The organism is Synechococcus sp. MIT2312 (assembly GCF_059772315.1).
This window is the reverse complement of record NZ_CM186281.1, coordinates 636,936-660,082: the sequence shown is the minus strand read 5'-3', so window position 1 is coordinate 660,082 and position 23,147 is coordinate 636,936. Positions and strand designations below refer to the sequence as shown.

Sequence of the window (23,147 nt, the reverse complement as noted above, 5' to 3'; positions counted from 1 at the left end):
TGCACGGGTGGGTTGAGCGCGCTTCAATATTTGTTGGTCTGCCTGGGTGCTCGTGCAAATCCTGTTGATGGGGGGAACCCGCTTTGTTGGCAAGCCTCTGGTGAGCCGTCTGCTCCAGCAGGGTCACAGCCTCACCCTGTTCACTCGTGGCCGTCAGCCCGTTCCTGACGGGGTTGAAGCCGTGAATGGTGATCGTGGTGATGATCAGGCTCTCGATCAGCTCAAGGGGCGCGCTTTTGATGTGATTGTCGATAGTTCCGGGCGCACGCTGAATGACAGTCAGCGCGTGGTGGAGCGCACGGGTGCACCCAGCCATCGTTTTCTCTATGTGAGTTCAGCGGGTGTCTATGCCGGCAGCCACAACTGGCCTCTGGATGAGGACAGTCCCCTTGATCCGGCCAGTCGTCATGCCGGCAAGGGCGAGACCGAGCGATGGCTCCTGCGTGAAGGGATTGCTTTCACGAGCTTCAGACCCACTTACATCGTTGGCCCTGGGAACTACAACCCAGTGGAGCGTTGGTTCTTCGATCGGATCACGCATGATCGACCCATTCCTCTTCCGGGGGATGGCACAACCATCACCCAGGTCGGCCATGTCGAGGATCTGGCCGAAGCGATGGCGCGCAGTCTTGAGGTGGATGCCTCCTGCAACCGGATCTACAACTGCTCTGCCAAGAAAGGAATCACATTCCACGGTCTGATCGAAGCTGCGGCGCTGGCCTGCGGCCGTGCTCCGGAAAGCCTCGATCTACGCCCTTTTGATCCCACCGCTCTCGATCCGAAGGCTCGTAAGGGCTTCCCTTTGCGACTCAGTCATTTCCTCACGGATATCAGCCGTGTCGAGCGTGAACTGGCCTGGACGCCTCGGTTTGATGCACTGGCCTGCATGGCTGATAGCTATCAGCGTGAGTACGCGCTGTCTCCAACATCCGCACCGGACTTCAGTGCCGATGAGGTGTTGATCGGGGCCTGAGATAAGCCAAAGCCGACCACAGGGCCAGCACCAGGGCTGGCCAGTAGAGCCACCATCCCAGTGCATGCAGGCTCAGCGTGAGCTGGTCTGCAGACCAGTCCGTCGGCCAGAGCATCAGAAACAGGCTGAGAAACTGAAGGGTGGTCTTCCACTTCCCCAGCCAGGAGGCTGGAGCCCCGCTGGAGCTGCCCGACCGCCATCCGGAGATCAGCACCTCTCGAGCCAGTAGCAGCCATACAGCCCACAGGGGCAGTTGTCGCTCGGCTGCCAACCAGATCAATGGAGCGCTGATCAACAGCTTGTCAGCAAGGGGATCGAGTTTTGCTCCCCAGCTGCTGCCCCCATCAGCTTTGCGGGCCATCCATCCGTCAGCCCAGTCACTCAAGGCTCCGAACAGCAGTAGCAACCATGCCCAGCTCTGCTGCCCTGAAGCCAGCAACAGCAGCAATGGTGCTCCAAGCACGGCACGCAGCAGCGTGAGTCGATCGGCCCACAATCGCCAGGGAGAGATCAAGGCTCAGAATGCGTTCAGTTGATCAGGTTCCATGGTGCTCCAGCAGACGGTCGGGGAGGTGATGTCCGCTCCGGTGCTGACGGTGTCGGCGGAGACCCCTCTTCAGGATGCTGTCAGCCTGCTGAACGATCACCACGTGAGTGGACTGCCAGTGGTTGACGGGGACGGCGTTCTGATCGGCGAACTGACCGAACAGGATCTGATGGTCCGGGAGAGCGGTGTGGATGTGGGGCCTTACGTGATGCTTCTCGACAGCGTGATTTACCTGCGCAATCCGTTGAACTGGGATCGCCAGGTGCATCAGGTGCTTGGCAACAGTGTTGGCGACCTGATGCATCGCGACAGCCACAGCTGTGAAGTCAGCCTTCCGCTGCCGAAGGCTGCTTCGATGCTGCATGAAAAGGGCACCCAGCGTCTGATTGTCGTGGATGCGGAGCGCCATCCAGTCGGGGTGCTCACCCGCGGTGATGTTGTGAGGGCCCTGGCCTCAGCTCAGAGCTGACGCTGGGCGACTGGCTGAATTCGGATGGCGATCGGCTTGATCAGACGGAAGTCGACCATGTCGCCAACACGCAGACCAGCGAATACTTCAGCCTCCAGCTCAGGGCGGATGTCGAGCTTGTGAATCTTGCCGAGTGGGCCTCTCAAGGTCACTTTGTGGTCGGTGCGGGAGAGGCGCACAACTTCGGCCGTCCCAGTGGCCATGGCCACCCGAGCACCTGCCGGCACCGGTCCGAAATCACGTCCCAGCCGGCGATCTTCTCGCTGCAACGTGAGTTGGTTCTGCTGGGAGCTGCGCAGATCCACCACCAGTCCCTGCAGCATTTCAATGTTCACCTGATCTCCAACCTTGAACCCTGCTGCGCTTGGGTCTATCGCTGAGGTGATGAGCATGCTGTGCCCTCGCGCGCCTTTCACCCTGAGCAGTTTCTGGCCAGGCACCAGCCGTTCGATGGTGGCGTTGAGTTGCGCGAGCTCGAAAGCCTCCAGCAACTCGCTTTTCAAACTGACCTCCTGGGTTGCCAGAGGGCTGATCAGCAGCGGTTCTCCCTTCTCCCGGTAGTTCGCCAGCGCTTCACCTGTGGAGGAGCGAGGCAATTTGCGCACATTCACAGCCAGAGGCTGGATCAGTCGGAAATCAACGGTGTCGCCAACCTTGATGCGATCAAAGGGGTTGGCTCCATCGGTGATCACCACATCCAGATTGTTGATGCCACCGAGGGGCCCCAGAAGGTCGATGCTGTTGTCTTGTCGATCGATGCTGATGACCTGAGCTGTTCCTGAAGCCAGCGCCACCCGCATGCCCTTCTTGAGCTTGCCCATATCGGCGGGAAGAATGATGTCTTCGCGGTTGAAACTCAAATCCTTGTTCGCACTGGCCTCCAGCTCAACAACGAGGCCGTCGAGGATGGATAGTTGAACCTCGTCGCCTTTCTCCAGACCAAGGGGCTTGAGATCGATGCCCACTGTGAGAATCTCCCTGTGACCATGAGGATCGATCACTTCGATGACCTTCTCATCGGGAAGTGATGTGCTCACGGTTGCCTTCATTTCCGTGATCTCAAAAGCTGCCAGTTGATCCGGAGAGAACCCGGCTTCCGCTCTCTGGGCAATCCCGCAAGAGACACCAAGAACGGCAGCTGCAATCCATCCGGCTGGACGCTTTCTGAATGCGGAATGGAACGCCTGGAAATGAGTCACAGGTCTGAGCAACAGTTGAAAGACGGTAGCCGGATCCTTTCTTGGTTCACAATGTCGCGGAATGTGAGTCCTGAGGCATGGTTGTGCAATTGAGGCGGAGTGCCGTATCTGCAGGGTTGGCTTTGCTGACCCTCGGCCTGATCCAGGGGCCAGCACGGGCTGAGAAGGCCATTGAAATCAGCCTCAAGGACCGTTATCTGACGTTGTTCGATAACGGAAAGGTGGTGGAGCGCTTCCCCGTTGCGATCGGTGCTCCTGAATCTCCGACCCCTGCTGGCAGCTACGCCATCACTCGCAAAGAGGAGGCCCCTGTGTATCACAAGGGCGGCAAAGTGATTGCCCCGGGCCCCAAGAATCCGGTGGGTGTTCGCTACATGGCCTATTTCCAGATCGGATCAGGCGAATATGCGATTCATGGAACAGCCTGGCCCAATTGGGTGAAGCTGCGATCGGCCGTCAGCCTTGGATGCATTCGCATGCTGAACAAGGATGTGGTCACACTGTTCCAACAGGTGGACGTCGGGACTCCTGTCGTTGTGACTCCCAACTGATTCCTGTCTTGTTTGCTTTCATTCGCTGCCGCTCGATGATGTCTGTACGCACCGCTTCTCCAATGTTGTTCGGTTCTGTGCTCGCGCTGATCGCCAGTCCGGTGTTCGCTTCCCCTCAAAAGGAGATGCCTGAACAGACCTTCCTTGATCAAGTGGAAGCACCGGGCCATGTGCTGGTCACCGCACGCGGCGTTGAAGCGGTGAATGCAGAAGCTCGTCGTCAGGGGCTTCGCTTTCCTGCCGTTGGCTACTGGTCGCCGGAAAACATCTGCTTCAAGACACCTGCGTCAGGAGATTGCAATGGCCTCTTCCGCCGTTAGCAATCACCAATCACCCTGAACGCTTAAATCTGAGAGTTGAGGGTCTCTGCCATCCACACAACAAGTCGTTCTGGTTGTGGTGTCGTTTAATCAGCGCCCAAGGGCACATCATTTGATCAGATGAATCGTGCACATTGAAAGCATGACATGAGACTTTGTTCGGATTGGGTTTGGTTTGCCGTCGTCGGGATTGTCTGAATCCATCACCGCGAGATGTTGGAACTTGCATGTCAGGCCGAGGTTGCATGTATCGCCATGCTGCACAGTCCTGAGTCTGTTGCTAGGAATCTGGACATCACCGATTGACCAGATCCATGTCAGTGAGGAAGAGTTGGCTCGTCTCCCTATCAGCCCTGGCAGCGGTGCCTTTGTCTTTGTTCTGGGGTACAGGCTCTGAGAGTTTGGCGGCCGAAATCAAAATCAAGATCAACACGGGTGAACGAGAAATCAAGCAGCTCGCTTCCAGTGGAGGAGCAGATGCCTGTTTTATTCATTCAGGGTGCAAGAAGGGGGCTGGATTCAGTCAGAAGGGCTCGATGGGTGAAGGGTGGTATTGCACCGATGGTCAATTGGTCGGACCTCAAACTCAATATGACCAGTGCAATATTGTTTCTGGATGTACGTCTGATAAACATAGCGTTCAATACGGACCAGTCTGGAAGTCTGAGGAACGTTCTTTTCCTAGAGTGGTTGGTCAAAGTTGGCAGTGCTTTGACAATGCCTTCATTCATCAGGGATGCGAAAAGGGAGCTGTGTATATGAAGAACGGCACGATGGGAACAGCTTGGTATTGTAATGATGGCAAAAAAGTGGACTCTTCAACTCCAATTGACACCGCATTTATTCAGCCTGGATGTCAGGAAGGTGTTGTTTTTGATGAGAAAATAAGTGCGTGGAGGTGTAAGTCTTGACCCTGAAATCAGTTGGATTCTTAAACAAGTTTGGAGCCATTGTCTGATTTGACAACTTTGCCATGGTCCAGCGCGAGGCTGATTTCAGGGCGCTGGCGGCGGCAGCAAGGGTGGTGGCGGTGCCCCGACCATTGCATCGGTCTGAGACAGACTTGGCCTTGGATCCCCATCAGGCTCTGAGTCTTCAATGGATTCAGTGATTGGCGGTGCTTGACCCGAATCTGCAGAGGGAAGCGCCGTGGAGCTTTCACCGTCCAACGGTTCCGGTGTCAGCAGAACGGGTGGAGGGAGATCTGGAGGAAGATCGCGTTCGAAGGGAGGAAACAACGATGCAGGCGCCTCTGCGTCGAATTCTTCGCGGGGCTGCGGCTGTTCAAGCAGCACAAGGGGATCAGCGGTGATGGGAGGTTCTGGTAAGGGCGATCGTTCGGGCTTGCCAACTGGTTCGTCCTGAGAGAGGCCTGGCTTCAGGGGTTGCTGTTTCGGCTTCCAGATCAATCGGGCAACGGGCTCCACCCCTTGCTCCATCACGCGATTCAGCCCAGCAAGGGCCCTGTCCATCAGACGATGACCAGCAACTTCGGCGCAGTCGAGTGGACCCTGGCATTCCACCTTTGAGCGCAGCCTTTCGCTGAGGTTCCCAGCCAGGCCGCCTTGCAAGTGGAAGCGGCGTTCACTCAGCCGCAGCAAGTAGGGCACGTGCACAAAGCTGGTTGCACCACCGCTGATCCAGTTGGCGTCTTCCTCCGTAAATCCCTTCACTCCCGGAATGATCAGGCGACTCTTGGAGGCGTGATCAGGCATGTAGGCGGCCACCAGACCCCGGCGACGGGCCAGCTCCCTGGTCTGCTCCAGAGTGAGGCCGTCCCTGCTCATCAACATTTCCAGCCGGCCATCGCTGCGCAGTCCGTAGACCATCCGGATCCTGGGCAGGTAATAACGAATGCGCTGGCCCATGCTGATGCTGTAAGCACCCTTGTAGCTGTCGGGGGGGGCGTTCAGATCGTTGTAGACACTGTGTAAACCACCCACAAACATGTCGTAGGTCCTGGCATGTTCCGGAGTGAGTTCTCCATAGCCAAAGTCCACGGCTCCATTTTTTTTGATCCCCACGAACGCTCGTTGGCGGGATGCTGTTCGGTTCCTGCCCAGCCAGACCTTCTGCCCGAATTTCAGATCCCCGAGTGGAACGGTGATCTCCTGTCCACCGTTGTCGATGTGGCGTTCGTACATCGGGCCTGATATGTAGGCCAGAGCCGCAGAATCCTCAAAGGCATCCTGCTCGCGGTCCCAGCCCTCGAGCAGTCCAAGACGCACCTTTCTCGGGTCGAAATCGAGTGCGTAGACCTCGTCATCCGACTGATAGCGGAAAGCTCCACGAGCAGCACCACTGGTTTTCCTTTCCAGTGTTGAGCTGACATCGGGCTGAGGAGTTCCGGGGGCCAGTGCGATAAGGGTTGCAAGCACTCCAAGGGGAACACCCAGAACCAACCAGCGTTTACGCAGTCGTTTCGGACGGGGACGACGGCGCCGAACCCGTCTCTTGGTCGGAGGCGCAGCAGTGGTGGAACGAGCCCGCGTCACCATGTCTGTTTGGACCCTCTGAACGCCGGCGCGGGATCGAGCCAAGGAACGATGCTGCCCTCGGCAACCAGCCATTTGCGGTAACCGTGACGGCAGTCGTGCCCCCCCGTCAACTCTCCGAACGCCGGAATGAGCATTCGCTGTTCCACGTGGTCATAGGCGAAGCAAGGAAGCCTGAGTCGATCTGATCCCTGGCGAAGAGTGGCTGTTGGGTGAATATGTCCGCAAAGATTCAAGCCAGCACGCCCGTCCGTGGGCTGTTCCGGTTCGTGGCTGAGCCAGAGTTCTCCCAGTCTGAAGGCAGGATGCTGAGGGAAAGCACTCGCCTGCAGGTGGCGGTCATGGTTGCCGCCGATCAGCAGCACTTCAGCGTTTAAGCGGTTGTGCATGTTGCTGAGATCGTCCTTCAGGCGCTGGGTGAGCCCGAGTGGGCCATGGATCAAATCTCCAAGGATGATCACACGTTTTGGATTCCACTGCTGACAGAGTTTCTCCAGACGCTGCAGTGTGCCCCTGTCGTCATCGCTGGGGAGTGGAATTCCGCAGGCCTGGAACACCTCTGCCTTGCCAAGATGCAGATCGGCAACAAAGAGTTCCTCACTGGATGGCCGCCAGATGGCTTTCTGAGCCAGCAGAACCAGCTGCTCGTTGCGCCATTGCCAGCGACAATGCGTACTGGCTGTGTCTGCATGGGCTGTTGGCTTGCCATCAACCTGTTTGCTGTTGTTTTCAATGTTGATGGCAGTCAACAGTGGAACGCTCAGCTGAGATTTGCACCATTTTGCTTGCAAAACACGGAAGTGTTTCAAAAGCATGTTTCGCCCTTCATTGGGCTACAGGGAATGGTTTCTCAGCATCTGAGGTGGCAACCTCAGAATGCACGAGTCGATTGACTTCTGATGACCCTCGCTTTGTTGCTTGCCCTTCTGGGATCACTCATCGCCATGGGCGTGATCGTCAAGCGTCTTGAGAACAACGGGTGAAAGGTTTGATCAGAGTTCCCAGGATTTCTTTGTTGCTCGCCGGTTTCATCAGTGTTGCTGTTCCAGGTGCGGCACTGGCAGAGCCTTTACGCGTTGGAGTCAGTGGTGCCCCGCCGTTCGTCATGCCGAAGGGTGAACCTGTTCAGGGGATCAGCATTCAGATCTGGGAAGAAGTGGCGAACCGCCTCAATGAACCCTATGAATTGATCTATCAGCCGAATACGGAGGCCAATCTGCAGGCCGTGGAAAACGGCGATGTTGACCTTGCTGTTGGTCCGATCAGCATCACCCCCGACCGACTGGCGAACCCCAGAATTGATTTCACCCAGCCCTACTTCAACGGCAAGGAGGGGTTGATGATTCCCGTGAAGGCTCCTGGGTTATGGGCAAGGTTCAAACCCTTCTTCGGTTGGGCGGCGCTGTCATCACTGGGTGGTTTGATGATCCTTCTGTTCTTGGTTGGCAATCTGATCTGGCTGGCTGAGCGTCGCCGCAATGTTGAGCACTTCCCACCTCAATACCTGCATGGAGTCGGTAACGGCATGTGGTTTGCCCTGGTGACGCTCACGACAGTTGGCTATGGAGATCGATCTCCCATAACCAGAGCCGGTCGCACCATTGCAGGCATCTGGATGTTGATGTCGTTGTTGGCGCTGTCCTCGATCACGGCAGGTCTGGCTTCGGCATTCACCGTGTCGTTGTCGAAGCTGGAACCCTCTGCCATTCAGGCTCGCTCCGATCTTCGAGGCAAGACTGTTTCGGTGGTGGCCGGAACCACCAGCGGCACCTGGGCCAAAATTTATGGGGCCCGGGCCCGTGAATCCGTAAGCCTTGACCAGGCCATTGATCTGTTGTCGCAGGGTGAGGTTGCGGCCGTTTTGTTTGATGAGGCTCCTCTTCGTTATTACCTGCAGCAGAAACCTCAGGCGCCATTCAAGATGGCTCCTTTCGCGCTTGCGAGTCAGACCTACGGGTTTGTGATTCCGACCAACAGCGCTTTGCGCACGCCAATTGATGTCGAGCTTCTGGAGATGCAGCGAAGCGGCGAAGTGAAGTCGATCACCGATCGGCTGCTTGAGTGATCGGTTGCTTGAGTGATCGGCTGCTTCAGTGATCGGCTGCTTCGATGATGGGCAATGCATGCGCATCCCTGGCTTCAGCTGAGCGTTCCGTGCCGGCGCAGTCCGTCTTCGATCAGGAAGTTGGCCAGGCTGCTGCAGCTACGACCCTCGGCAAGGGCTTGCTGTTTGAGGCGACTCATCACCCCGCCTGCCAACGTCACATTGAGTCGTTCCGACTCCGCAGCATCAGCAACCTGAGCCGCTGTGACATCGGTTGATTCGCTTTGCAGTTGTTCCTGCAGCTCTTCCAGCAAACTTTTCAGGAATGACACGTTTTCGTGTTAGCAACGTAACCAAATCGTACCGACTGGGTGCTCGACGGCTTGGCGTAACCTGACGCGGTTTCATGATCTGTCTGGATGGAGACCCTGCCTCTAGAGCTTGAGCCCGGTCAGGACCTCCATCTGACTCTGTCTGAGCTGGCGATGCAGCAACAGCTCAGTGGCTTTGTTCTCGGGATCGTCGGCAATCTTTCTCAGGCCACGTTTCGCTGTCCTGGTCAACAGCAGCCAACGCGGATGAGTGGGGAGCTCGAGGTCATCACGCTGAATGGAACCTTTTCGCCCTCCGGTGTACATCTTCATCTCAGCCTTTCAGATGGCGCCTGTCAGGTCTGGGGAGGGCATCTTGAGCCAGGAACCACTGTTCTCAAGGGTGCTCAGCTGCTTCTCGGCTTGAGCGGTTTGCCCACTGCTCAGACGATTCAGCCGTCTGACCAGGAACCTGTCCAGTTCGAGGAGCGCGTCGAGCTGGCAGTGCTTCCCGGATGTCCATGGAGTTTGCGGGCCAGGCAGCTACTGGAAAGGTTGTCCATTCCCCACCGCCTGGAAACAATCGAATCTGACGATCGCTTCGAGGCATTCCGACAACGCAGCGGTATGAAGACTTTCCCGCAGGTCTTCATTGATGGAGAGGTGGTTGGGGGTTATGACGACCTCGCCCAGCTCGCTTTGCAGCCCTCGTTCAGGGCGATGGCAAAACCCAGGCAGGCCTAAAGCGTTTACAGCTGGGGCCATTCATTCTGCTTGTCCTGAAGAGCAAGTTGGAGAACAGAATGAATGTCAAGTAATTGTTTGAACGAAGGGTTCGATAACACTGGTCTTGGTCACTGCCTTAACTTATTTTTGGGAATATGTAGTTTGTTTGGCATAAGAATGTCGTGTCCTAATGAGTCCTCTGTTGGCTGTTTTCAGCGCAGTGTCTCAAGGTTTTATGGATTTTGAGACAGGGCGCTTATCAAAAAGCTACCCAGTCATTTTGGCGACTTTTGCTGAAGCTCTTGCTGAAGCGTTGAAACTCCCCCTTCCTAAGTTGGCAAGGAGTTAGCGCGAATTGGGCAGTTCTGGGAGCTCGATGCATAGCTGCTCAATCTCGTTGTGCAGCGCATTAATCCTGTCCAACGGTGTCAGCTTGCCGCGGCCAGGGGGCCAGAGCTGATCGCTATCGAGGTCTGAGGCCAAAGCCTCTTCCTCCATGGTCTCGATCAGTTCAGCAAGCTTGGCGCGAGCCTCTAGCCATTTGGTGATGCTCAAGATGTTGAAGGACCGTGGCGCTCGTCAGGTTTGAAACCTAGCCAGCCTGATGGCACAGGTCAGGCTTGCAACAAAGTGATGGAACTCTTCGGATGTCGATGGAGTGCCTGTGAGTTTTGTGCTGACTGTCTCATTTGAATTCAATGATTGCGATTTGCCCCAGTGAACAGCAATTGGGTATCTGTTGTGTTGATGTCTTTTGGATGAATATGTGTGATCAGAGCGTTTCGGAGCTCTGGAAAGGACGAAAAGATGCCAACCAATGCAATCATTCAGTGTTAACACTGGCTGCTTTGATTGAGATGCTGTTGCGAAGTCTGTTGAAGCGTGTTGTCTCCACCGAGATCCATTGCTGCGTTCTTAAGGCTTAATTGAATGCATCTCTCTATCAGTTGCACACTGATCCTCAGCCACGTCATGGCCGTGCAATCTGATCTTTCCTCTGATGCATTTGGAATTTTATGGAGGACATTCTTACCAGCAGTGAACTCACTGCTATGACGCATGGGTGTACAACTCCATGGTGAGGGAGTCCTTGGGAATCTGCGGTGTCTGATGCTCCTCTACCAGATCTCTGGGCTGAAAAACCCTGGTGGTGTCAGCCCTGGACGATCCTTCTCACCGGAGTCCTCGCCATCTCCGGCAGTTGGCTGGTGCTGCATCGCCTCTGGGTCACCATCCCGATTGCAGTGATCGTTGTGGCTTGGTGGATGCTGTTTCTAGTGATTGCTCCCACCGCCTACAAGAATCAGCCGCGTTGAGCGCTTCTGAAACGTTGTTTCTCTTCCATCAGTTCGGCTTCGAGCTGTTCAATCAGCTTGGTGACCAGAGCCTGAAATTCGGGCTGGCAGCCTCGAAACGCCGCCTTGTGCCGGATTGGTTCGTTGCGCATGCGCAGATCGGTCAGCATCAACTGAAGGGCGTCGATTCTGGCGTTGCTGTTCAAGGCTTCAGCCTGCAGGCGAGGCGAGGTTATGACACCGCCTCCCCCGTGAACTAGAAGCGCAAAGTGGTTTTTACAAGAGCACCAAGCTGGTTCAGCTGCTGTCCTTCAGGGGTGTCAGCCCCCAGCGGTCGGCTCAAAAAGAACACGGCCGGTGTGACTGTGATGGCATCCGTGACCGGCAGCATCGTCCACCACTCCATGACATAGCCAGCATCGTCGGGGTTTGTCCCGTCAACCAGCGCTGTGGCAATGATCGGCTGACCGACCGCCGCTCCCATGGCTGTTCCCGTGTTGAACAGATCGCTCCACTGAACCGCAACAGTCCAAGACTGGGATATGGCAACGAGTCCTGTGCGATCAACTCCTTCGCGGTAGCGCGTGCTGTTCCAGCCCCAGCCGAGACTCACTGAGGGAATCCAGCCATCTGTCGATGGTTGCCAGTAGCCGCTGATCGCCGTGCTGGTGGTGATTCCAGGTTGTTCGTAGCTGCGCAGGGTGTACGGACTGGCGTAGTCAATGATTCCGAAACCATTCTCGATCGCCACCAATGCAGCCGCAACGCCCCAGTTCTGCCTGGCATATCCAAGCTGCAACGTGCTGCTGCTTCCGGACTCATCACCAATCAACCCGGAACCTTCAGAGCCTTCATGGCCCTGGCCAGCGATGTAATTCGCACTCACGCTCAGCGGACCTCTCTGCCAGATCACACCGCCACCAGCTCCAAGATTGCTGCTGTACGCACCAGAGGCACCGGCCTGGGTGAACAGGTCCAAAACCGTTTCCTCGGGGTAAACGCTGGGTCGCAACGCCAGCATCACGCTCTGGTTCACCCGGCTGCCCAGCGTCAATGTCCAGTCCTGGCCAAGCGGGAACTGGTACCAGGCTCGGTTCACCCCGATCAGGTCGGGAGTGCGGTTTTGTTGGAAGGCCACCTCCAGTTCGGAGAGTTTGCTGGGTCCACCCCCTCCGAAGCTGTCATTGGTTGTGTCTAAATTGCCCCCCCGCAGCCTGAGATTCAGCAGGTCTTTGCCGGTGAAGCTGGTGCGCAGCATCAATTTCTGGTCGTATCCGAATTCCAGCGTTCCGTAACTGCTGCGCACAGAGTTGAGCAGATCTCCCTCCGTTCCGGAAAAGGTGTTGCCTCCGACGATGAATGTGCTCACGCCTTGAAGGCGCGTGGTTGGAGAAAAGGAGAGACTCTCCAGTTCCTTGGTTTGTTGCTCAACCCTCAGCAGCTGCAGGTTGAGTGCTCTGCGCTCCGCTTGAAGTTCGTTCAGAAGCCTTTGGAGCGGATCGTTGATGTTGAGTGCCTCCTCCAGGCATTGCTGAAGAACATCCGCGGCCTGATCGCGATCTCGCAGAGGCTGCGCTGATGTGCAATCAGCTTGTTGAAACAGCTCCTGCAGCTGGGGGGAGATTGATGGTGAGGCCTGTTCGCGTTGTTGAGGCTGCGCAGAACCTTGAACGGCCTGAATCGCGAGCATGACCGCCAGCGATGCAGTGTGGATCAAGGCTTGTGAGTTGAGGCAGCTCACAACTCAGGTGGTGATGCTGTCCAGAAGCCAGATGCAGAGCAGACCAATGAAAAAAGCCACATTGACCAGGCCTGAATCATCTTCTCCGCGTGCGTGGGCTTCCTTCATCACCTCTTCCACCACCAGGTAGATCAAAGCCGCTGTACCGAATGCGAGTGTGCCGGTCAGTGCAGGGCCCTGCAACCCATTGGTGATCAAGAGGCTGGTACTCAGGCCGATCAGGTAGGTGACAGCCATCAGTGCACCTGACAGCGCGCTTCTCCAGCGACCGGCACCACGGCCTAGCAGAGTCCCAAGCCCGAGGGTCGCTAATCCCATTTCAAGGGCAACGGCCACTGGAATCACCCACTGCTGTTCCGCGGCTTCACTGCTGATGCCTACCACCAGCCCATCGATCAGGCTGTCCACGAGAAAGGGCAACATCAACAGCAGCATCGGTCGAGGCCGACCCTGTTCCGGGCTGTCGTGGGGCTCTTCCAGAACCGCATTGATCACCAGCAACAGCGAGAAGCCCAGGCAGAAACCGATGGCCAGTGCAGCTGGGTGACCGCTGTTGCTGGCGGCCGGCATCAGGTCGGCTGCTGCAATGCCCAGCACCAGACCGCCCACCAGATGGGCAACCACTGCTCGAAAGCGTTTGCCAGGTCTGATGCGGCTACCAAGCAGACCGCCAAAGGCCATGCTGATGGCCGGCAGGATCAGAAGCACATCAGCCTCGTGCGGGCATCATTAATCATGGTCACCCTGGCAAGACCTGGCGGTAACCTCCGGCCTGCACAACGACCAGTGGTGTGTCGAACAGTGCTGAAAGCCTGGGTCCGGTGAGTGTGTCTTCAGCTGGGCCATCAAGGCTGACGCGGCAGTTCTGCAGTCCGACGACTCTTTGAATCTCGGGGATGATGGCATCCACCTGGTGGGTCACCAGCACCAGAGTTGTGCCTTGTTGGCACAGATCCCGCAGGGTTCTCAACAAGGCGTGTCTCGCGCGCAGATCAAGCGCGTTGGTGGGTTCATCCAGCACGAGCACTTCCGGTGCATGCACCAGAGCTCTGGCAATCAGCAGCCTTCGACGTTGGCCTTCGGACAGCTGTCCGTAGTTTTCGTCAGCTAGGCCATCAAGATCCATCCTTTGGAGTAATGCTTCAGTTCGCGACCACTGTTCTGCGGTGGGGGTTCTGTCTCTGCCGAGACCGATGGAACCGAAAAAAGCTGCCAGCAAGAGCTCCCGGCCAGTGAGCGATGCCGGGATGCGCTGTTCCACTTCGCTGCTCACGACCCCGAGTCTTTGGCGCAGTGCCCAGAGATTGACCGTCTCCGAACCGAACAAGCGCAGATGCGATCCCGGTTTGACCACTGGGTAGAGCGCGCGGCTGATTAATTTCACGAGCGTGGTTTTGCCAGCACCATTGGGACCGAGTACAGCCGTTGACTCTCCTCTCACGAGACGCAACGTCAGGTCTTTGACGACCTGATGACCATTGATCCAGGCCTCAACGGCCTGACAGTCCAGCCAGGCTGGTTCAGTATCTCTTGCCTGATCAAGCTTCATCGGTTGATTCTGGCCCTATCGAGAAGTTGTGTTGATGTTTGATCGCCGTTGTGCCCGTTGTGGTTCCACCAGCTTTCGTGCTGATCGCTCGCTGGGTGGACGCCTGGTGTGTTCCCACTGCGGAGTTCCTGCGGATCAGCAGGCTCGTCGATCCAGTGGAGGAAAACGATCACTTCGATCGTCTCGAAGCGGTTCAGGTGGTTTCAGGTTTTGGATATTGATCGCTTTGATCGCGCTTGTTCTCGTGTTGTTGTTTCAGTCCGCCTGAGTGATCTCGTCCAGTTTCTCGACCAGCATCGACAGCGCTGATGCCAGCGGACGCTCTTCGTTCAATTTGCTGCTCCAGAGCCGACCGCAGCGGATCTGTTCAGGACTGGCCAATCTCATGTCCTGTCCTTCACGCAGCTGCAGCTGTTGAAGAGGCACGCTGAGCTCGCCTGTGAAGACGTGCACAATGCGCTGCTCATCCTGATGCCGAAACCAGATCTTCAGCTGATCTGGGCACCAACTGATTTCCTCGTTGAGTTCTCGTCGCACAGCGATGAGAGCGGTTTCGCCGGGTTCAACATGGCCACCGAACAGCCCCCAGCACCCTGGCGCGACGATCCTGGGGTTCTCATCGCGCAATTGCAGCAGCCATCGGCCTTGCTGCTGCAGCATTGCAATCGCGAATTCAACGGCCATGGCCTTGTTTCGTGGATACCGAGATGTTCCTTTTTGGCGTGGAGCTTGCCATCAAGGCGGAGGAGATGATCAGCCGACTGAAAGCTTTCGTCTAGGGGCCGAGGAAAAAACCTACTGCCTTCTGTATTGATTGCCAGGTCTGATCTCCTCTGGGATAGCAGGCCATTTCAGCCACAGCTTGATGACAAGCGTTTGGTGCATGCCAATGACAAGTGGCCGAGGTTCAGCCACTATTCACAGCATGGAATTCGAACAATTCGCCGCAAAGATCAGGAGCCTCGACGCGGACTCCAAAGAGCGCATTGCACTGGCAGAACGATGTCCAGACCACGAAGCTCGAATTCAGGTCGGATTGGGTCACGCCAAGAACATCCCTCTCAATGGAAATCTGCTGGAGGCTGATTTCGCCAGCGATGGCACCCGGTTCACCGAGGACGAGTTGAATTACATGAGCGATGAACAAGCATCGATGTTGGCCGGGATGGTGTTCATGAAGCTGTTTCCCAAAGCTGCGCGTATTTCTGAAGACGATATTCTTGAAGTCGAAGATGAAGATGAATCATGGTCGGGCACGGTCTACACAGGTGAGGGGAATGGTTGGGTATTTGCATGGGTAATTGAAAAGAATGATAATGAACAATACGTCATCTCATTCAGTGACTATGAGGATGAAGACGAGGCATAGAGCTTGTCCCAGAAGTGACTGATGGAGCCAGTCCTTTGGCAGATGCCAAGTCTTGAATTTTTGGCTTTTAACTGTTCACTTCGTGGATCCATGATGGTTCGTCATCATGGATCCACGAGTATTAGCAGCTGGAGAGCGATACTTGCTTCGATGTTTCTCTCATGGATTTCATCTCGCATGTGCAGTGGCCTTTGATCGAGGCTTCAGGATCGAAGCCATGCACTGGGCCGGTGTTGATCGCTGCTTCAGGCACGACCACGGGATAGTCCTGATGTTCCGGGGTAAACAGGACGAGCGAGAAGAGTCAAGGTTTTGTTCGCCTCAGGCTTCTTGTTTTGGACTTCGTTTTTGGGTGTGGTCTGCATTGGATCAGCAGCGGTTGTTTTGAAGTTTTGATGGGTGCCTCGCCATCCCCCGTGTCAAGGCACACCCACAAGAAAAGCCGCCCTCCGTGAGAGGAAGACGGCTTGTCTGAATGTTGCTCAAACCCATTACTCAGTCGGCCGAGTAGGGCGGGTCGAAGCGTCTGGCTGTATGGCTTGTCGGGCCAGTCAGGCAGCTTCTAATGGGTGCTCAGTTGGACCGTCGTTACTCATTGAACGCCTCCGAATCCCGTTGATGCGATCACTATCCATCAGCGAGGGGGGCTCTGGCATCCGTCGAATCGCTCATTGCTTGTTGGCACGTTGGGTCCCAATGTGGAGACGACGTTTTGTTTGTGGCCAGAAGACGTCGTCGAATCACTGTTCATCGCCAATGCCATCAAGCGCGTGAACAACGTGGGTCACTGCTTCCGCCTTGACCCAGTGCAATGCTCCGTCGTCAACATTGGCCACCTGCAGCAGAGCGCTGACTCTGGTGTCAATGACCTCTTCTCCACACCCAAGGATTTGTCCCAGCCACCAGTCATCGACAAAGGGCTCTGCAATCTGCTGTTGAGCTCTGATGATTACGAAGTTTCCCGGCCTGACAGCCAGGACCTCAGGTGCAAGAGGGTTTGCGCTTGCTGAGGGAGTCGATGCACGACCGCTGCTCATAGCCTCGCTGCTGGTACAGGCGTTCTATCCGCCTTGGGGTTGGCTGGCAAGAGAGTCCACTAGAAACCAACAGATTTGATTGGCATGCAGCGCCTATCTTTCGTGCACCTGGGGAGCCCATGTGGCAGCCAAGCAATCCACCACACAACCCAACTGTCGCTGTTGGGTCTGGTTCAGGGGAGGTTTAGGGGTTGAATCCGAGTGGATCAGTGGTTTCTATGGCGCGCCATCGACTCTTGGTGGCATCCGCATCGAGCGAAGTGATTACGTTGCCTGCCGTGTGGCTGATTGGCGTGTGGTGTTTGAAGAGCCTGCGGACATCAATGCTGGTCCTGTGATTCCTGAAGGTGCTGAATGGAAGCTTGTACCGACAGACCCAAGATGATGGCAATCAAGAAGAAAGAACCGCGACATCATGACTGAAAAGCATCAACCTCATCCAAAAATCCCTACTTATTTAGTGGCTGTTTGTTCAGCATTTCTTGTTGCTCTATTCCATCTAGAATATACCGGACACTTTTTGGTTGGTTATTCCTTTTTGGTTGGTCTGATTGCAGGTGGATGTGGTTGGTTATTGGCGTGGGGGCTTTGGCGATTCTGGATTGTTTTTCCATACAAGAGAGTTTTCAAGCTCAGAGTCAAAGTCTATTTACAGGATTGACGTGAAGCAGTCCTGGCGATCTGTTATTCAACTAGTTTGAAAGCATGTGATGTTGAGCTGATCAGAGCTGTTTGATCTTGGGCAAGATTCTTGCTTGCCCGCACTTACAAGGCCGGACACTCCACGCGATTAATTTTAATACAGAACCATTCTCTGCTTATTGCTTCGACTGAAACATTGGGCCGGAGCTTATGAACTTAAATTCGAGCAAATCTTTCAAGGAACCCTTCAAGACCTTTCAGTTGTGATAATGGTTTCCTCAACTGAGGTGTCAATCCCAATTGCTCAGTTTGACCATCCTATGGCGAAGTGTCTCATTGAGGCAAGTGGTAAAAGTTTTTGGGACTGTGGCACAAAATAAGCTGAAACTGTGTGCTCTGTGCCATTGAAAGTGATATACCTTTGGTCCTTGAATTATTGTGAAAGTGGTTTCAAGCAATAGTGGAATAAAAGCAAATTTTATATCGATTCAATTTTTATGCCCAAAGATTTTAATTGAAGCTAATTTTCAAAAGGCATTGCCAATTTACGAATAATGTTTTTGGCTGCGGAACTATAATTTGATTTTAGCCTGTCAAGGCTGACTCAAACAGAATTGAACTCTTCTCGCCCCTAACCTGGCAACTACATATGTTGTACCTCAACCTCAACTTCAAGTGTGGTGGCTTATCAGATTGGGGAAGGTTTGGATCAAAAGAACAGCAGAGTTGTTCTTAAAGGAGGAACAGGAAGAGGACGATCCAGGCAGTACCAATCAGAAACAATTTGTCTGAGCCCCTGTCAATATCGAACAGCTCGTAAGGTTCTGGAATCATTGCAAGATCAAAAGCAAACAAGAATCTAGTTGATTTCGGCAGTTCAAGTGATCTCTCCAGATCTCGACCTAAAACTTCCCGTGTGTTCTGCACAACTCATGCTGAGCAGCTGAAAACTCCTAAAAGTCGACAGAGACTGACATGTCATGCCTCTTGAGCAGGGCGAATGTTGTTCCAGCATTGCCCCTACAGACGACGACCACCTGATGACACACCGACAGCTGCAAGAGATCGCTGCTCAGGAGTGGTTCGTGACGACAAGGATGCTGGCGAAAGTACTGAAGCAGAGCACTTCATCTCTGCATGCCTGGGGCTCAGTCATGAATCGCCTGGGGTTCTCTATTGAACGGACCAGAGAACGCGGCATATTTCGTGTGGTGAGGCTTTAGGGCTCAGTGAGTGGAAGTCGAAAAGCGAGGAGTGTCCGGGAGCGGTCAGCCCGTCGTCAGATGGATGCGCAGTCCCAAAGCCGACGATGCCTGGCAAACGATGCAAAAGTCAGGCAGGTGTAAATGTTTTCAGCCCAAGTGGCAAAGGTCTGACCCATTCACCAGAAGCTCACCAGAACCTTTGAGCCTCTACACCAAAGCTTTGCAGTGGGTTTCACCAGAAGGGCTGTGATCTTGAAGGAGTCGAGGGGGAAACACCCCAACACAACTCACTCACTTCAAAACCATGACTACTGCAATCTTGTTTAATGGTGTCACCACTGCTCAGATTCAGACTCAGGATCTGACCGATGACCAGCTTGAGATGATTTCTGGCGGGCACCATGGCGGGCCCCATGGAGGACGTCGGGCGGATCCATCTGGCTTCTGTGAGGATCTGCGGTGGGTATTGCCCGAACAAGATCTTCCCTGTGGATGCAAATAACACGTTTATTAACCAAGAAAACTCTCATATTTCCCGCTTAGTGCGGGGTTTTTTTTGTCAAGCAAGTGAATGCTGTGTTTCCTGCCAACCGTTGCTATGACTGCTGAACAGACCTGAAACCCATGTCAGAAGAGCAACTCAAAGCTTTCCTTGAAAAAATCAAAGGCGACTCCAGCCTGCAGGATAAATTGAAGGCAGCAATGTCTAACGAAGAGATAGCCATTATCGCCAAGGAGAATGGTTACGAATTTGCCTATGATGAATTAAATAAACTCAGTGAAAAGGAGCTCGAAGGTATGGTTGGTGGCGCAACAAAAACACGTGGAAATTTTGATTGTCCAACGATGTTGGCAGATACCTGTCTAGATTGTAGTATGAATTGTACTGCTGGTACGAATTGTGATTAGACCTCGAGTTCCTAATTTTGCAAGAAAAAAACTGGACTTTTGCTATCAAATCATCCCGTTTACTTCATACAATAGCCTGTAATGTCTGGTGGTACGGAGCGCAGTAATTATTGGCAAGGCCCTGAAGTAGTCCGCTTCATAAAGGTGGGAGAGTACGGCTAGCAAATAGTGTTGAAGGTCTGCCAAGTGCTTCAGCAATGACACCCCTGCGGCACATGTTTTTTAGGTCTTGCTGACATCTATCGCTCGGAACAGATTTATCAGTCTGTATCAAAGGCTTGTATGCCTCTGCTCAGGCACGTCGCCGTCGAGGTCTAGGGAGCCATGCAGAAATCAGGCAGCTGGAAACAGTGCTCGCCTAGATAGTGAATCAGACCTTTGCTATAACTACTCAAAGAGGCAAATTACCCATGTCCAAGGAACAACTCAAAGCTTTCCTCAACGAAGTCAGAGGAAATTCCGATCTTCAAAACAAGTTAAAAGCAGCTAAGTCTTCTGAAGAAGTTGTTTGTATTGCTAAAGAACACGGTCATGAGTTTAATTCAGACTATCTAAACGAACTTAGTGACGCGGAGTTGGAAAGTATTTCCGGTTCAGCTGGGACTTGTGCACCTGGGACTAATTCATGGGCTTGTACCCAATAGCTGGTTCAGAATTGCTAATCCCTAGCTAGGTTTGATTTTACTCTTCAATCTACCCTGTTTGCTTTCCAAAAAAATTCGCATCCATTTCGTTGCAATTAATATAAGCTTTCCTCGATAATGGCAAAGGCGATTTAAGGCTTCAAGAGTCTTTCAAGTCAGCAAGGTCGAATGATGCAGTTTTGTTTTCTCCTAAAGAATGCGAACATGAGTATTTGTCGATAAGATTATTTGGCGCAGCGAAAACAAGTGATAATGCGTGTTAATTAGTGCGTAGCATGTAATAAGTAGTAGAATCTGTCGCGATTGGGCGCAGTAAATATTAATCAAAGACTTTTTGGTATATCTTTGCTATAACCGATAAATCAGCCAAAAATCATGTCAGAAGAGCAGCTCAAAGCCTTCCTGGAAAAAGTCAAAGCTGATACCAGCCTTCAGGAAAAGCTCAAAGCTGCTGCTGATTCCGATGCAGTTCTTGCGATTGCAAAAGAGGCTGGGTTTAGTATTTCTGCTGCTGACCTAACCCAGGCTCAATCCGAACTTTCAGAAGATGAGCTAGAAGTCGTAGCTGGAGGAATTGAGAAGTCTACTCAAACTGGTGGCTGGGGCTCACACTGCGGTGTAGGTTGTTGCTGGTAAAAATCTAGTGTCCGAAACGTTTTTCCCTCGGATTCAAAACTTACACACTCAAAGCCTCTGCATTAATAGGAGCTTTTTTTGCTTCAATCTCGCCAATAATCCCACAAATCAGCCTTCAATACCTGGCACCACTGACATTAAAATAGTCATAGCTTTCACTCATCCAGTCAACTAATCCATCCACAAAAAATACAAGGTAGAGCAAACAAAGCCTCAGTTTTCTTTAGTCCTACATCTATTCATATCCCCTCAACGCAACTGCCAATCGTGTCGCTATCACAGCGCGTCACTTAACCCTTCCAGGCAATGGAGGATCTTGAGCATCTCATCCACATTGACCCACCTGATGGCTCCGTCGTCGACATCGGCAATCTGAAGCATCGAGTTGATGCTCGGGTCTCGTGCCCCACCTTCGATCCAGATCACAAGTCCCATCCACCAGTCATCTGTCTTGGCGTGGGCAACGGTCTGTGGCTACTGAACAATCACGAAGTCGCCTCGCTTCACATTCAGGAACTCAGGGCGTGCTTCTGCCGGTGCTGCGGTTCCACAGGCGTGATCGATTGACATGAGCACTCCGCTGGTGTGGATGCTGTAGTGATGGCGTTTGTCGGTGACAAGTGCTCCTGCGGGCTTGATTGCCGGAGTTGTGGAAAGGAATTCGGAGTTCCCAAAAATCGGCAATGGTTCCCATTTGGTTCTCAAAATCAGCGACTATTTCGTGGGAACCTCAGGAAAAAAGTCAGAGACTGACATGTCATGCCTCTTGAGCAGGGCGAATGTCGTTCCAGCATTGCCTCGGCAGATTCGCAGCTCGTTCGTCAGTGCGGTGATATCGAGCCATGCCGGAAAAGACTGGTTCACGGTCTTGAACAATTCGAGTCGTCGTCCACCAGGCAAGGCCGGTCCTCTCCATCCACCTTTGAGAAAACGAACCCCCACACGATTTGCACCATCAGTGCTTAGCTCAGCCTCAACAGTCACTGCTGCTGCCCCTCCAAGAGGACCGGCAAGGCGTAGGAGATTCATCCCCCGAAAATTCACTGGGTCGAGAACCTGAATATTCTCTAACCAGTTCGCTTGCTTCAGCCAGGGCTGAGTTGCACTGCTCCAACGCAGTTCCCAGACACCCATGAGAAGTGCCACATCCTTGCCGAGATCAACGTCTGAATTGGCTTCGGCTGCGACGACGAGATCGGGGATGCTTTCATCGTCCGGCTGTTCTCTCAAGCGTCGAATCAGTTCTTTCATCGGTCAATGATGTAGAAGTTTTTCTGCTTTTTTGGCGTGTGTTGTGGCCTTTCTAAGCATCTTTGATTATCACTTCAATCATATTGCATGATTGATAGATTGTGCTTTTAAATGCATTCAGAAATCAATTCTGCTCTTGCCAGGATTGATCAATGCTGTTGGCGAAGCCGATGATCTCTTGAATTAATCACCACATTTCGGATCTGCGTTTTTTAATCAACTCCTTGATCTGGCATTATTTCGACCGATCAATCCCAAGTCACTGTGCAGCGAAATTTATTGTCACCTCCGGAGGGAACGCCAACGGTCTCGCAACTTGTGTCTGTGATCGTCGCACCTTGTGGCACATTTGTTTTCAGATCGTCGATTGTGGCTGATTGATCGAAACCTGTTGCTGTGACGGATCCAGCATGACTAGGAGCAACAGTTCCTAGAACAATGATGCTGGTCATGATGTGCACGAAAGCCTTCATTGTTGAAATCATCTTTTCTGAAACCTAGCAACTCGACAGCTTTGCGCCAATTCTTCCACGGCATGAAGTTGCAGTTAGGCGTAATAGTGAGCTGCCTCCCTCTTTCTTCTTCGTATGTGGTGGCCCATCAATTTCCCACAAGTGATAACAAAAAGCACCGGCCAGGGCTTCAATTGACGATTCTTTTTATCTCTTATTCCATATGCTGAAGTTATTGACTTGCTTGATGTGGGTATTCCTTCGATCGTTAATTGGCTTGGCGATGACATTGATGATGGCAACGCTGACGCAGCTCTTTATGTTGCGGAAATCCTTCATGATCCTAGCCTGATCACGATTGGCCACTGCGCTTTGAATCAAGTTGATCAGTTGCAATCGAGCTCATCACTTGGCAGGCTGAGATATATCACTTCTGCTGATCCTGAAATAGGTGCTACGCGCTCGACTTTATCGCTTAAAGATTGTTGGTTGGGTGAGCAGTTTCTCCTCTTCCAGCTATCGGACTATCGTGAAAATCTGTATAAAATTGAAAACGCTGATGCACAATCCTACATCGAGACTCTCAAGCTACCCGAAACCGGTGCCTCGAGGTTCATTGAGTGGATTGCCGAAACATCACAGAAGATTTTCTGTCAGCCCCAGTCTGGGTACAAACTCTGTCTGGATACTTTGGTGACAACGTCTAGGCAGCGCCTGCTGTATGAAAAGGTCAAAATGCAATGGATGATCGACGCATAAAGACCTTGCCTGTTGGATGTTTT

32 protein-coding genes are annotated in these 23,147 nt (G+C 53.5%); 17 read left to right on the top strand and 15 right to left on the bottom strand.

The genetic code is table 11. The features are described from left to right. Positions 1-52: 52 nt before the first annotated feature. On the top strand, positions 53-973 hold the full coding sequence (locus AC6EI9_RS04080) for an NAD-dependent epimerase/dehydratase family protein (protein WP_498469909.1): 921 nt from the start codon (positions 53-55) through the stop codon (positions 971-973). Here the strand turns inward: AC6EI9_RS04080 and pgsA are convergent. Further along, complete coding sequence (gene pgsA / locus AC6EI9_RS04075) at positions 942-1,487, bottom strand: CDP-diacylglycerol--glycerol-3-phosphate 3-phosphatidyltransferase (protein ID WP_498469246.1); 546 nt, start codon at positions 1,485-1,487, stop codon at positions 942-944. The genes AC6EI9_RS04080 and pgsA overlap by 32 nt on opposite strands. A gap of 31 nt (positions 1,488-1,518) precedes the next feature. On the opposite strand from pgsA, the gene AC6EI9_RS04070 reads away from it, so the two are divergent. Continuing rightward, a complete protein-coding gene (locus AC6EI9_RS04070; protein WP_498469245.1) occupies positions 1,519-1,989 on the top strand; it encodes a CBS domain-containing protein in 471 nt (156 codons plus the stop codon). Here the strand turns inward: AC6EI9_RS04070 and AC6EI9_RS04065 are convergent. Then, positions 1,980-3,200: a hypothetical protein gene (locus AC6EI9_RS04065; protein WP_498469244.1), complete on the bottom strand. Its 1,221-nt coding sequence runs from the start codon at positions 3,198-3,200 to the stop codon at positions 1,980-1,982. The genes AC6EI9_RS04070 and AC6EI9_RS04065 overlap by 10 nt on opposite strands. A 65-nt stretch (positions 3,201-3,265) precedes the next feature. Between AC6EI9_RS04065 and AC6EI9_RS04060 the strand changes: the two genes are divergently transcribed. From AC6EI9_RS04060 to AC6EI9_RS04050, 3 genes are all read left to right on the top strand, one after another. Next, positions 3,266-3,739, top strand: coding sequence for a L,D-transpeptidase (locus AC6EI9_RS04060; RefSeq protein WP_498469242.1), 474 nt, complete (start codon positions 3,266-3,268; stop codon positions 3,737-3,739). A 62-nt stretch (positions 3,740-3,801) separates the two neighbouring features. Next, a complete protein-coding gene (locus AC6EI9_RS04055; protein ID WP_498469240.1) occupies positions 3,802-4,059 on the top strand; it encodes a hypothetical protein in 258 nt (85 codons plus the stop codon). 314 nt (positions 4,060-4,373) lie between these two features. After that, positions 4,374-4,970 (top strand): hypothetical protein, encoded by a 597-nt coding sequence (locus AC6EI9_RS04050; protein WP_498469239.1) that lies wholly within the window; start codon positions 4,374-4,376, stop codon positions 4,968-4,970. A gap of 84 nt (positions 4,971-5,054) precedes the next feature. Here AC6EI9_RS04050 and AC6EI9_RS04045 read toward each other — a convergent pair whose 3' ends face one another. Together AC6EI9_RS04045 and pdeM are read right to left on the bottom strand one after the other, a co-directional pair. Further along, positions 5,055-6,557 carry a hypothetical protein gene (locus AC6EI9_RS04045; protein ID WP_498469908.1) on the bottom strand — a complete coding sequence of 501 codons (1,503 nt, stop codon included), beginning with the start codon at positions 6,555-6,557 and terminating at the stop codon, positions 5,055-5,057. Further along, positions 6,551-7,195, bottom strand: coding sequence for a ligase-associated DNA damage response endonuclease PdeM (pdeM, locus tag AC6EI9_RS04040; protein WP_498469907.1), 645 nt, complete (start codon positions 7,193-7,195; stop codon positions 6,551-6,553). The genes AC6EI9_RS04045 and pdeM overlap by 7 nt, the downstream gene beginning before the upstream one ends. Before the next feature lie 374 nt (positions 7,196-7,569). On the opposite strand from pdeM, the gene AC6EI9_RS04035 reads away from it, so the two are divergent. Next, positions 7,570-8,619 (top strand): transporter substrate-binding domain-containing protein, encoded by a 1,050-nt coding sequence (locus AC6EI9_RS04035; protein WP_498469237.1) that lies wholly within the window; start codon positions 7,570-7,572, stop codon positions 8,617-8,619. 74 nt (positions 8,620-8,693) lie between these two features. Here the strand turns inward: AC6EI9_RS04035 and AC6EI9_RS04030 are convergent, their stop codons facing one another. Continuing rightward, a complete protein-coding gene (locus AC6EI9_RS04030) occupies positions 8,694-8,930 on the bottom strand; it encodes a ribbon-helix-helix domain-containing protein (RefSeq protein WP_498469235.1) in 237 nt (78 codons plus the stop codon). Between the two features lie 87 nt (positions 8,931-9,017). Between AC6EI9_RS04030 and AC6EI9_RS04025 the strand changes: the two genes are divergently transcribed. Next, the gene (locus AC6EI9_RS04025; protein ID WP_498469233.1) at positions 9,018-9,653 is read left to right on the top strand and encodes a PCC domain-containing protein; all 636 of its coding nucleotides are present in this window, start codon (positions 9,018-9,020) and stop codon (positions 9,651-9,653) included. A gap of 327 nt (positions 9,654-9,980) precedes the next feature. Here AC6EI9_RS04025 and AC6EI9_RS04020 read toward each other — a convergent pair whose 3' ends face one another. Continuing rightward, entirely contained in the window at positions 9,981-10,190 is a 210-nt protein-coding gene (locus AC6EI9_RS04020; protein ID WP_498469232.1) for a hypothetical protein, read from the bottom strand. A 548-nt stretch (positions 10,191-10,738) separates the two neighbouring features. Between AC6EI9_RS04020 and AC6EI9_RS04015 the strand changes: the two genes are divergently transcribed. Further along, positions 10,739-10,951, top strand: coding sequence for a DUF6737 family protein (locus tag AC6EI9_RS04015; protein ID WP_498469231.1), 213 nt, complete (start codon positions 10,739-10,741; stop codon positions 10,949-10,951). On the opposite strand, the gene AC6EI9_RS04010 is transcribed toward AC6EI9_RS04015, so the two are convergent. The 4 genes from AC6EI9_RS04010 to AC6EI9_RS03995 are packed head-to-tail and all read right to left on the bottom strand — an operon-like array spanning position 10,939 to position 14,220. Then, positions 10,939-11,136, bottom strand: a complete 198-nt coding sequence (locus AC6EI9_RS04010; RefSeq protein ID WP_498469230.1) for a hypothetical protein — start codon at positions 11,134-11,136, stop codon at positions 10,939-10,941. The two genes, AC6EI9_RS04015 and AC6EI9_RS04010, sit on opposite strands and share 13 nt — an antisense overlap. Before the next feature lie 50 nt (positions 11,137-11,186). Beyond that, complete coding sequence (locus AC6EI9_RS04005; RefSeq protein WP_498469229.1) at positions 11,187-12,647, bottom strand: iron uptake porin; 1,461 nt, start codon at positions 12,645-12,647, stop codon at positions 11,187-11,189. 27 nt (positions 12,648-12,674) lie between these two features. Then, positions 12,675-13,379 (bottom strand): ZIP family metal transporter, encoded by a 705-nt coding sequence (locus AC6EI9_RS04000; protein ID WP_498469228.1) that lies wholly within the window; start codon positions 13,377-13,379, stop codon positions 12,675-12,677. A 31-nt stretch (positions 13,380-13,410) separates the two neighbouring features. Then, positions 13,411-14,220: an ABC transporter ATP-binding protein gene (locus AC6EI9_RS03995; RefSeq protein WP_498469227.1), complete on the bottom strand. Its 810-nt coding sequence runs from the start codon at positions 14,218-14,220 to the stop codon at positions 13,411-13,413. 38 nt (positions 14,221-14,258) lie between these two features. Between AC6EI9_RS03995 and AC6EI9_RS03990 the strand changes: the two genes are divergently transcribed. Continuing rightward, positions 14,259-14,441, top strand: a complete 183-nt coding sequence (locus AC6EI9_RS03990; protein ID WP_498469225.1) for a hypothetical protein — start codon at positions 14,259-14,261, stop codon at positions 14,439-14,441. Between the two features lie 34 nt (positions 14,442-14,475). On the opposite strand, the gene AC6EI9_RS03985 is transcribed toward AC6EI9_RS03990, so the two are convergent. Further along, positions 14,476-14,904: an NUDIX hydrolase gene (locus AC6EI9_RS03985; RefSeq protein ID WP_498469224.1), complete on the bottom strand. Its 429-nt coding sequence runs from the start codon at positions 14,902-14,904 to the stop codon at positions 14,476-14,478. A 241-nt stretch (positions 14,905-15,145) separates the two neighbouring features. Between AC6EI9_RS03985 and AC6EI9_RS03980 the strand changes: the two genes are divergently transcribed. Next, entirely contained in the window at positions 15,146-15,589 is a 444-nt protein-coding gene (locus AC6EI9_RS03980; protein WP_498469223.1) for a hypothetical protein, read from the top strand. A 740-nt stretch (positions 15,590-16,329) separates the two neighbouring features. Here AC6EI9_RS03980 and AC6EI9_RS03975 read toward each other — a convergent pair. Continuing rightward, positions 16,330-16,626: a DUF3104 domain-containing protein gene (locus tag AC6EI9_RS03975; RefSeq protein WP_498469222.1), complete on the bottom strand. Its 297-nt coding sequence runs from the start codon at positions 16,624-16,626 to the stop codon at positions 16,330-16,332. Positions 16,627-16,747: 121 nt separating this feature from the next. Here AC6EI9_RS03975 and AC6EI9_RS03970 point away from each other — a divergent pair, with 121 nt between their 5' ends. The 6 genes from AC6EI9_RS03970 to AC6EI9_RS03945 all read left to right on the top strand — a co-directional run bounded on the left by AC6EI9_RS03970 (position 16,748) and on the right by AC6EI9_RS03945 (position 20,662). Further along, the gene (locus AC6EI9_RS03970) at positions 16,748-17,011 is read left to right on the top strand and encodes a hypothetical protein (protein ID WP_498469221.1); all 264 of its coding nucleotides are present in this window, start codon (positions 16,748-16,750) and stop codon (positions 17,009-17,011) included. Positions 17,012-17,041: 30 nt separating this feature from the next. Continuing rightward, positions 17,042-17,287 carry a hypothetical protein gene (locus tag AC6EI9_RS03965; protein WP_498469220.1) on the top strand — a complete coding sequence of 82 codons (246 nt, stop codon included), beginning with the start codon at positions 17,042-17,044 and terminating at the stop codon, positions 17,285-17,287. A gap of 961 nt (positions 17,288-18,248) precedes the next feature. Further along, positions 18,249-18,491 (top strand): hypothetical protein, encoded by a 243-nt coding sequence (locus AC6EI9_RS03960; protein WP_498469219.1) that lies wholly within the window; start codon positions 18,249-18,251, stop codon positions 18,489-18,491. A gap of 606 nt (positions 18,492-19,097) precedes the next feature. Continuing rightward, positions 19,098-19,382, top strand: a complete 285-nt coding sequence (locus tag AC6EI9_RS03955) for a Nif11-like leader peptide family natural product precursor (protein WP_498469217.1) — start codon at positions 19,098-19,100, stop codon at positions 19,380-19,382. Positions 19,383-19,792: 410 nt separating this feature from the next. Continuing rightward, positions 19,793-20,026, top strand: a complete 234-nt coding sequence (locus tag AC6EI9_RS03950; protein ID WP_498469215.1) for a Nif11-like leader peptide family natural product precursor — start codon at positions 19,793-19,795, stop codon at positions 20,024-20,026. Positions 20,027-20,401: 375 nt separating this feature from the next. Then, the gene (locus AC6EI9_RS03945) at positions 20,402-20,662 is read left to right on the top strand and encodes a Nif11-like leader peptide family natural product precursor (RefSeq protein ID WP_498469214.1); all 261 of its coding nucleotides are present in this window, start codon (positions 20,402-20,404) and stop codon (positions 20,660-20,662) included. Positions 20,663-20,938: 276 nt separating this feature from the next. On the opposite strand, the gene AC6EI9_RS03940 is transcribed toward AC6EI9_RS03945, so the two are convergent. The 3 genes from AC6EI9_RS03940 to AC6EI9_RS03930 are packed head-to-tail and all read right to left on the bottom strand — an operon-like array spanning position 20,939 to position 21,913. Next, a complete protein-coding gene (locus tag AC6EI9_RS03940) occupies positions 20,939-21,097 on the bottom strand; it encodes a DUF3104 domain-containing protein (RefSeq protein WP_498469212.1) in 159 nt (52 codons plus the stop codon). A 39-nt stretch (positions 21,098-21,136) separates the two neighbouring features. After that, positions 21,137-21,346 (bottom strand): hypothetical protein, encoded by a 210-nt coding sequence (locus AC6EI9_RS03935; RefSeq protein WP_498469211.1) that lies wholly within the window; start codon positions 21,344-21,346, stop codon positions 21,137-21,139. A gap of 30 nt (positions 21,347-21,376) precedes the next feature. Then, a complete protein-coding gene (locus tag AC6EI9_RS03930; RefSeq protein ID WP_498469209.1) occupies positions 21,377-21,913 on the bottom strand; it encodes a PAP/fibrillin family protein in 537 nt (178 codons plus the stop codon). A gap of 692 nt (positions 21,914-22,605) precedes the next feature. Here AC6EI9_RS03930 and AC6EI9_RS03925 point away from each other — a divergent pair. Then, complete coding sequence (locus tag AC6EI9_RS03925) at positions 22,606-23,124, top strand: hypothetical protein (protein ID WP_498469208.1); 519 nt, start codon at positions 22,606-22,608, stop codon at positions 23,122-23,124. Positions 23,125-23,147 lie beyond the last annotated feature (23 nt).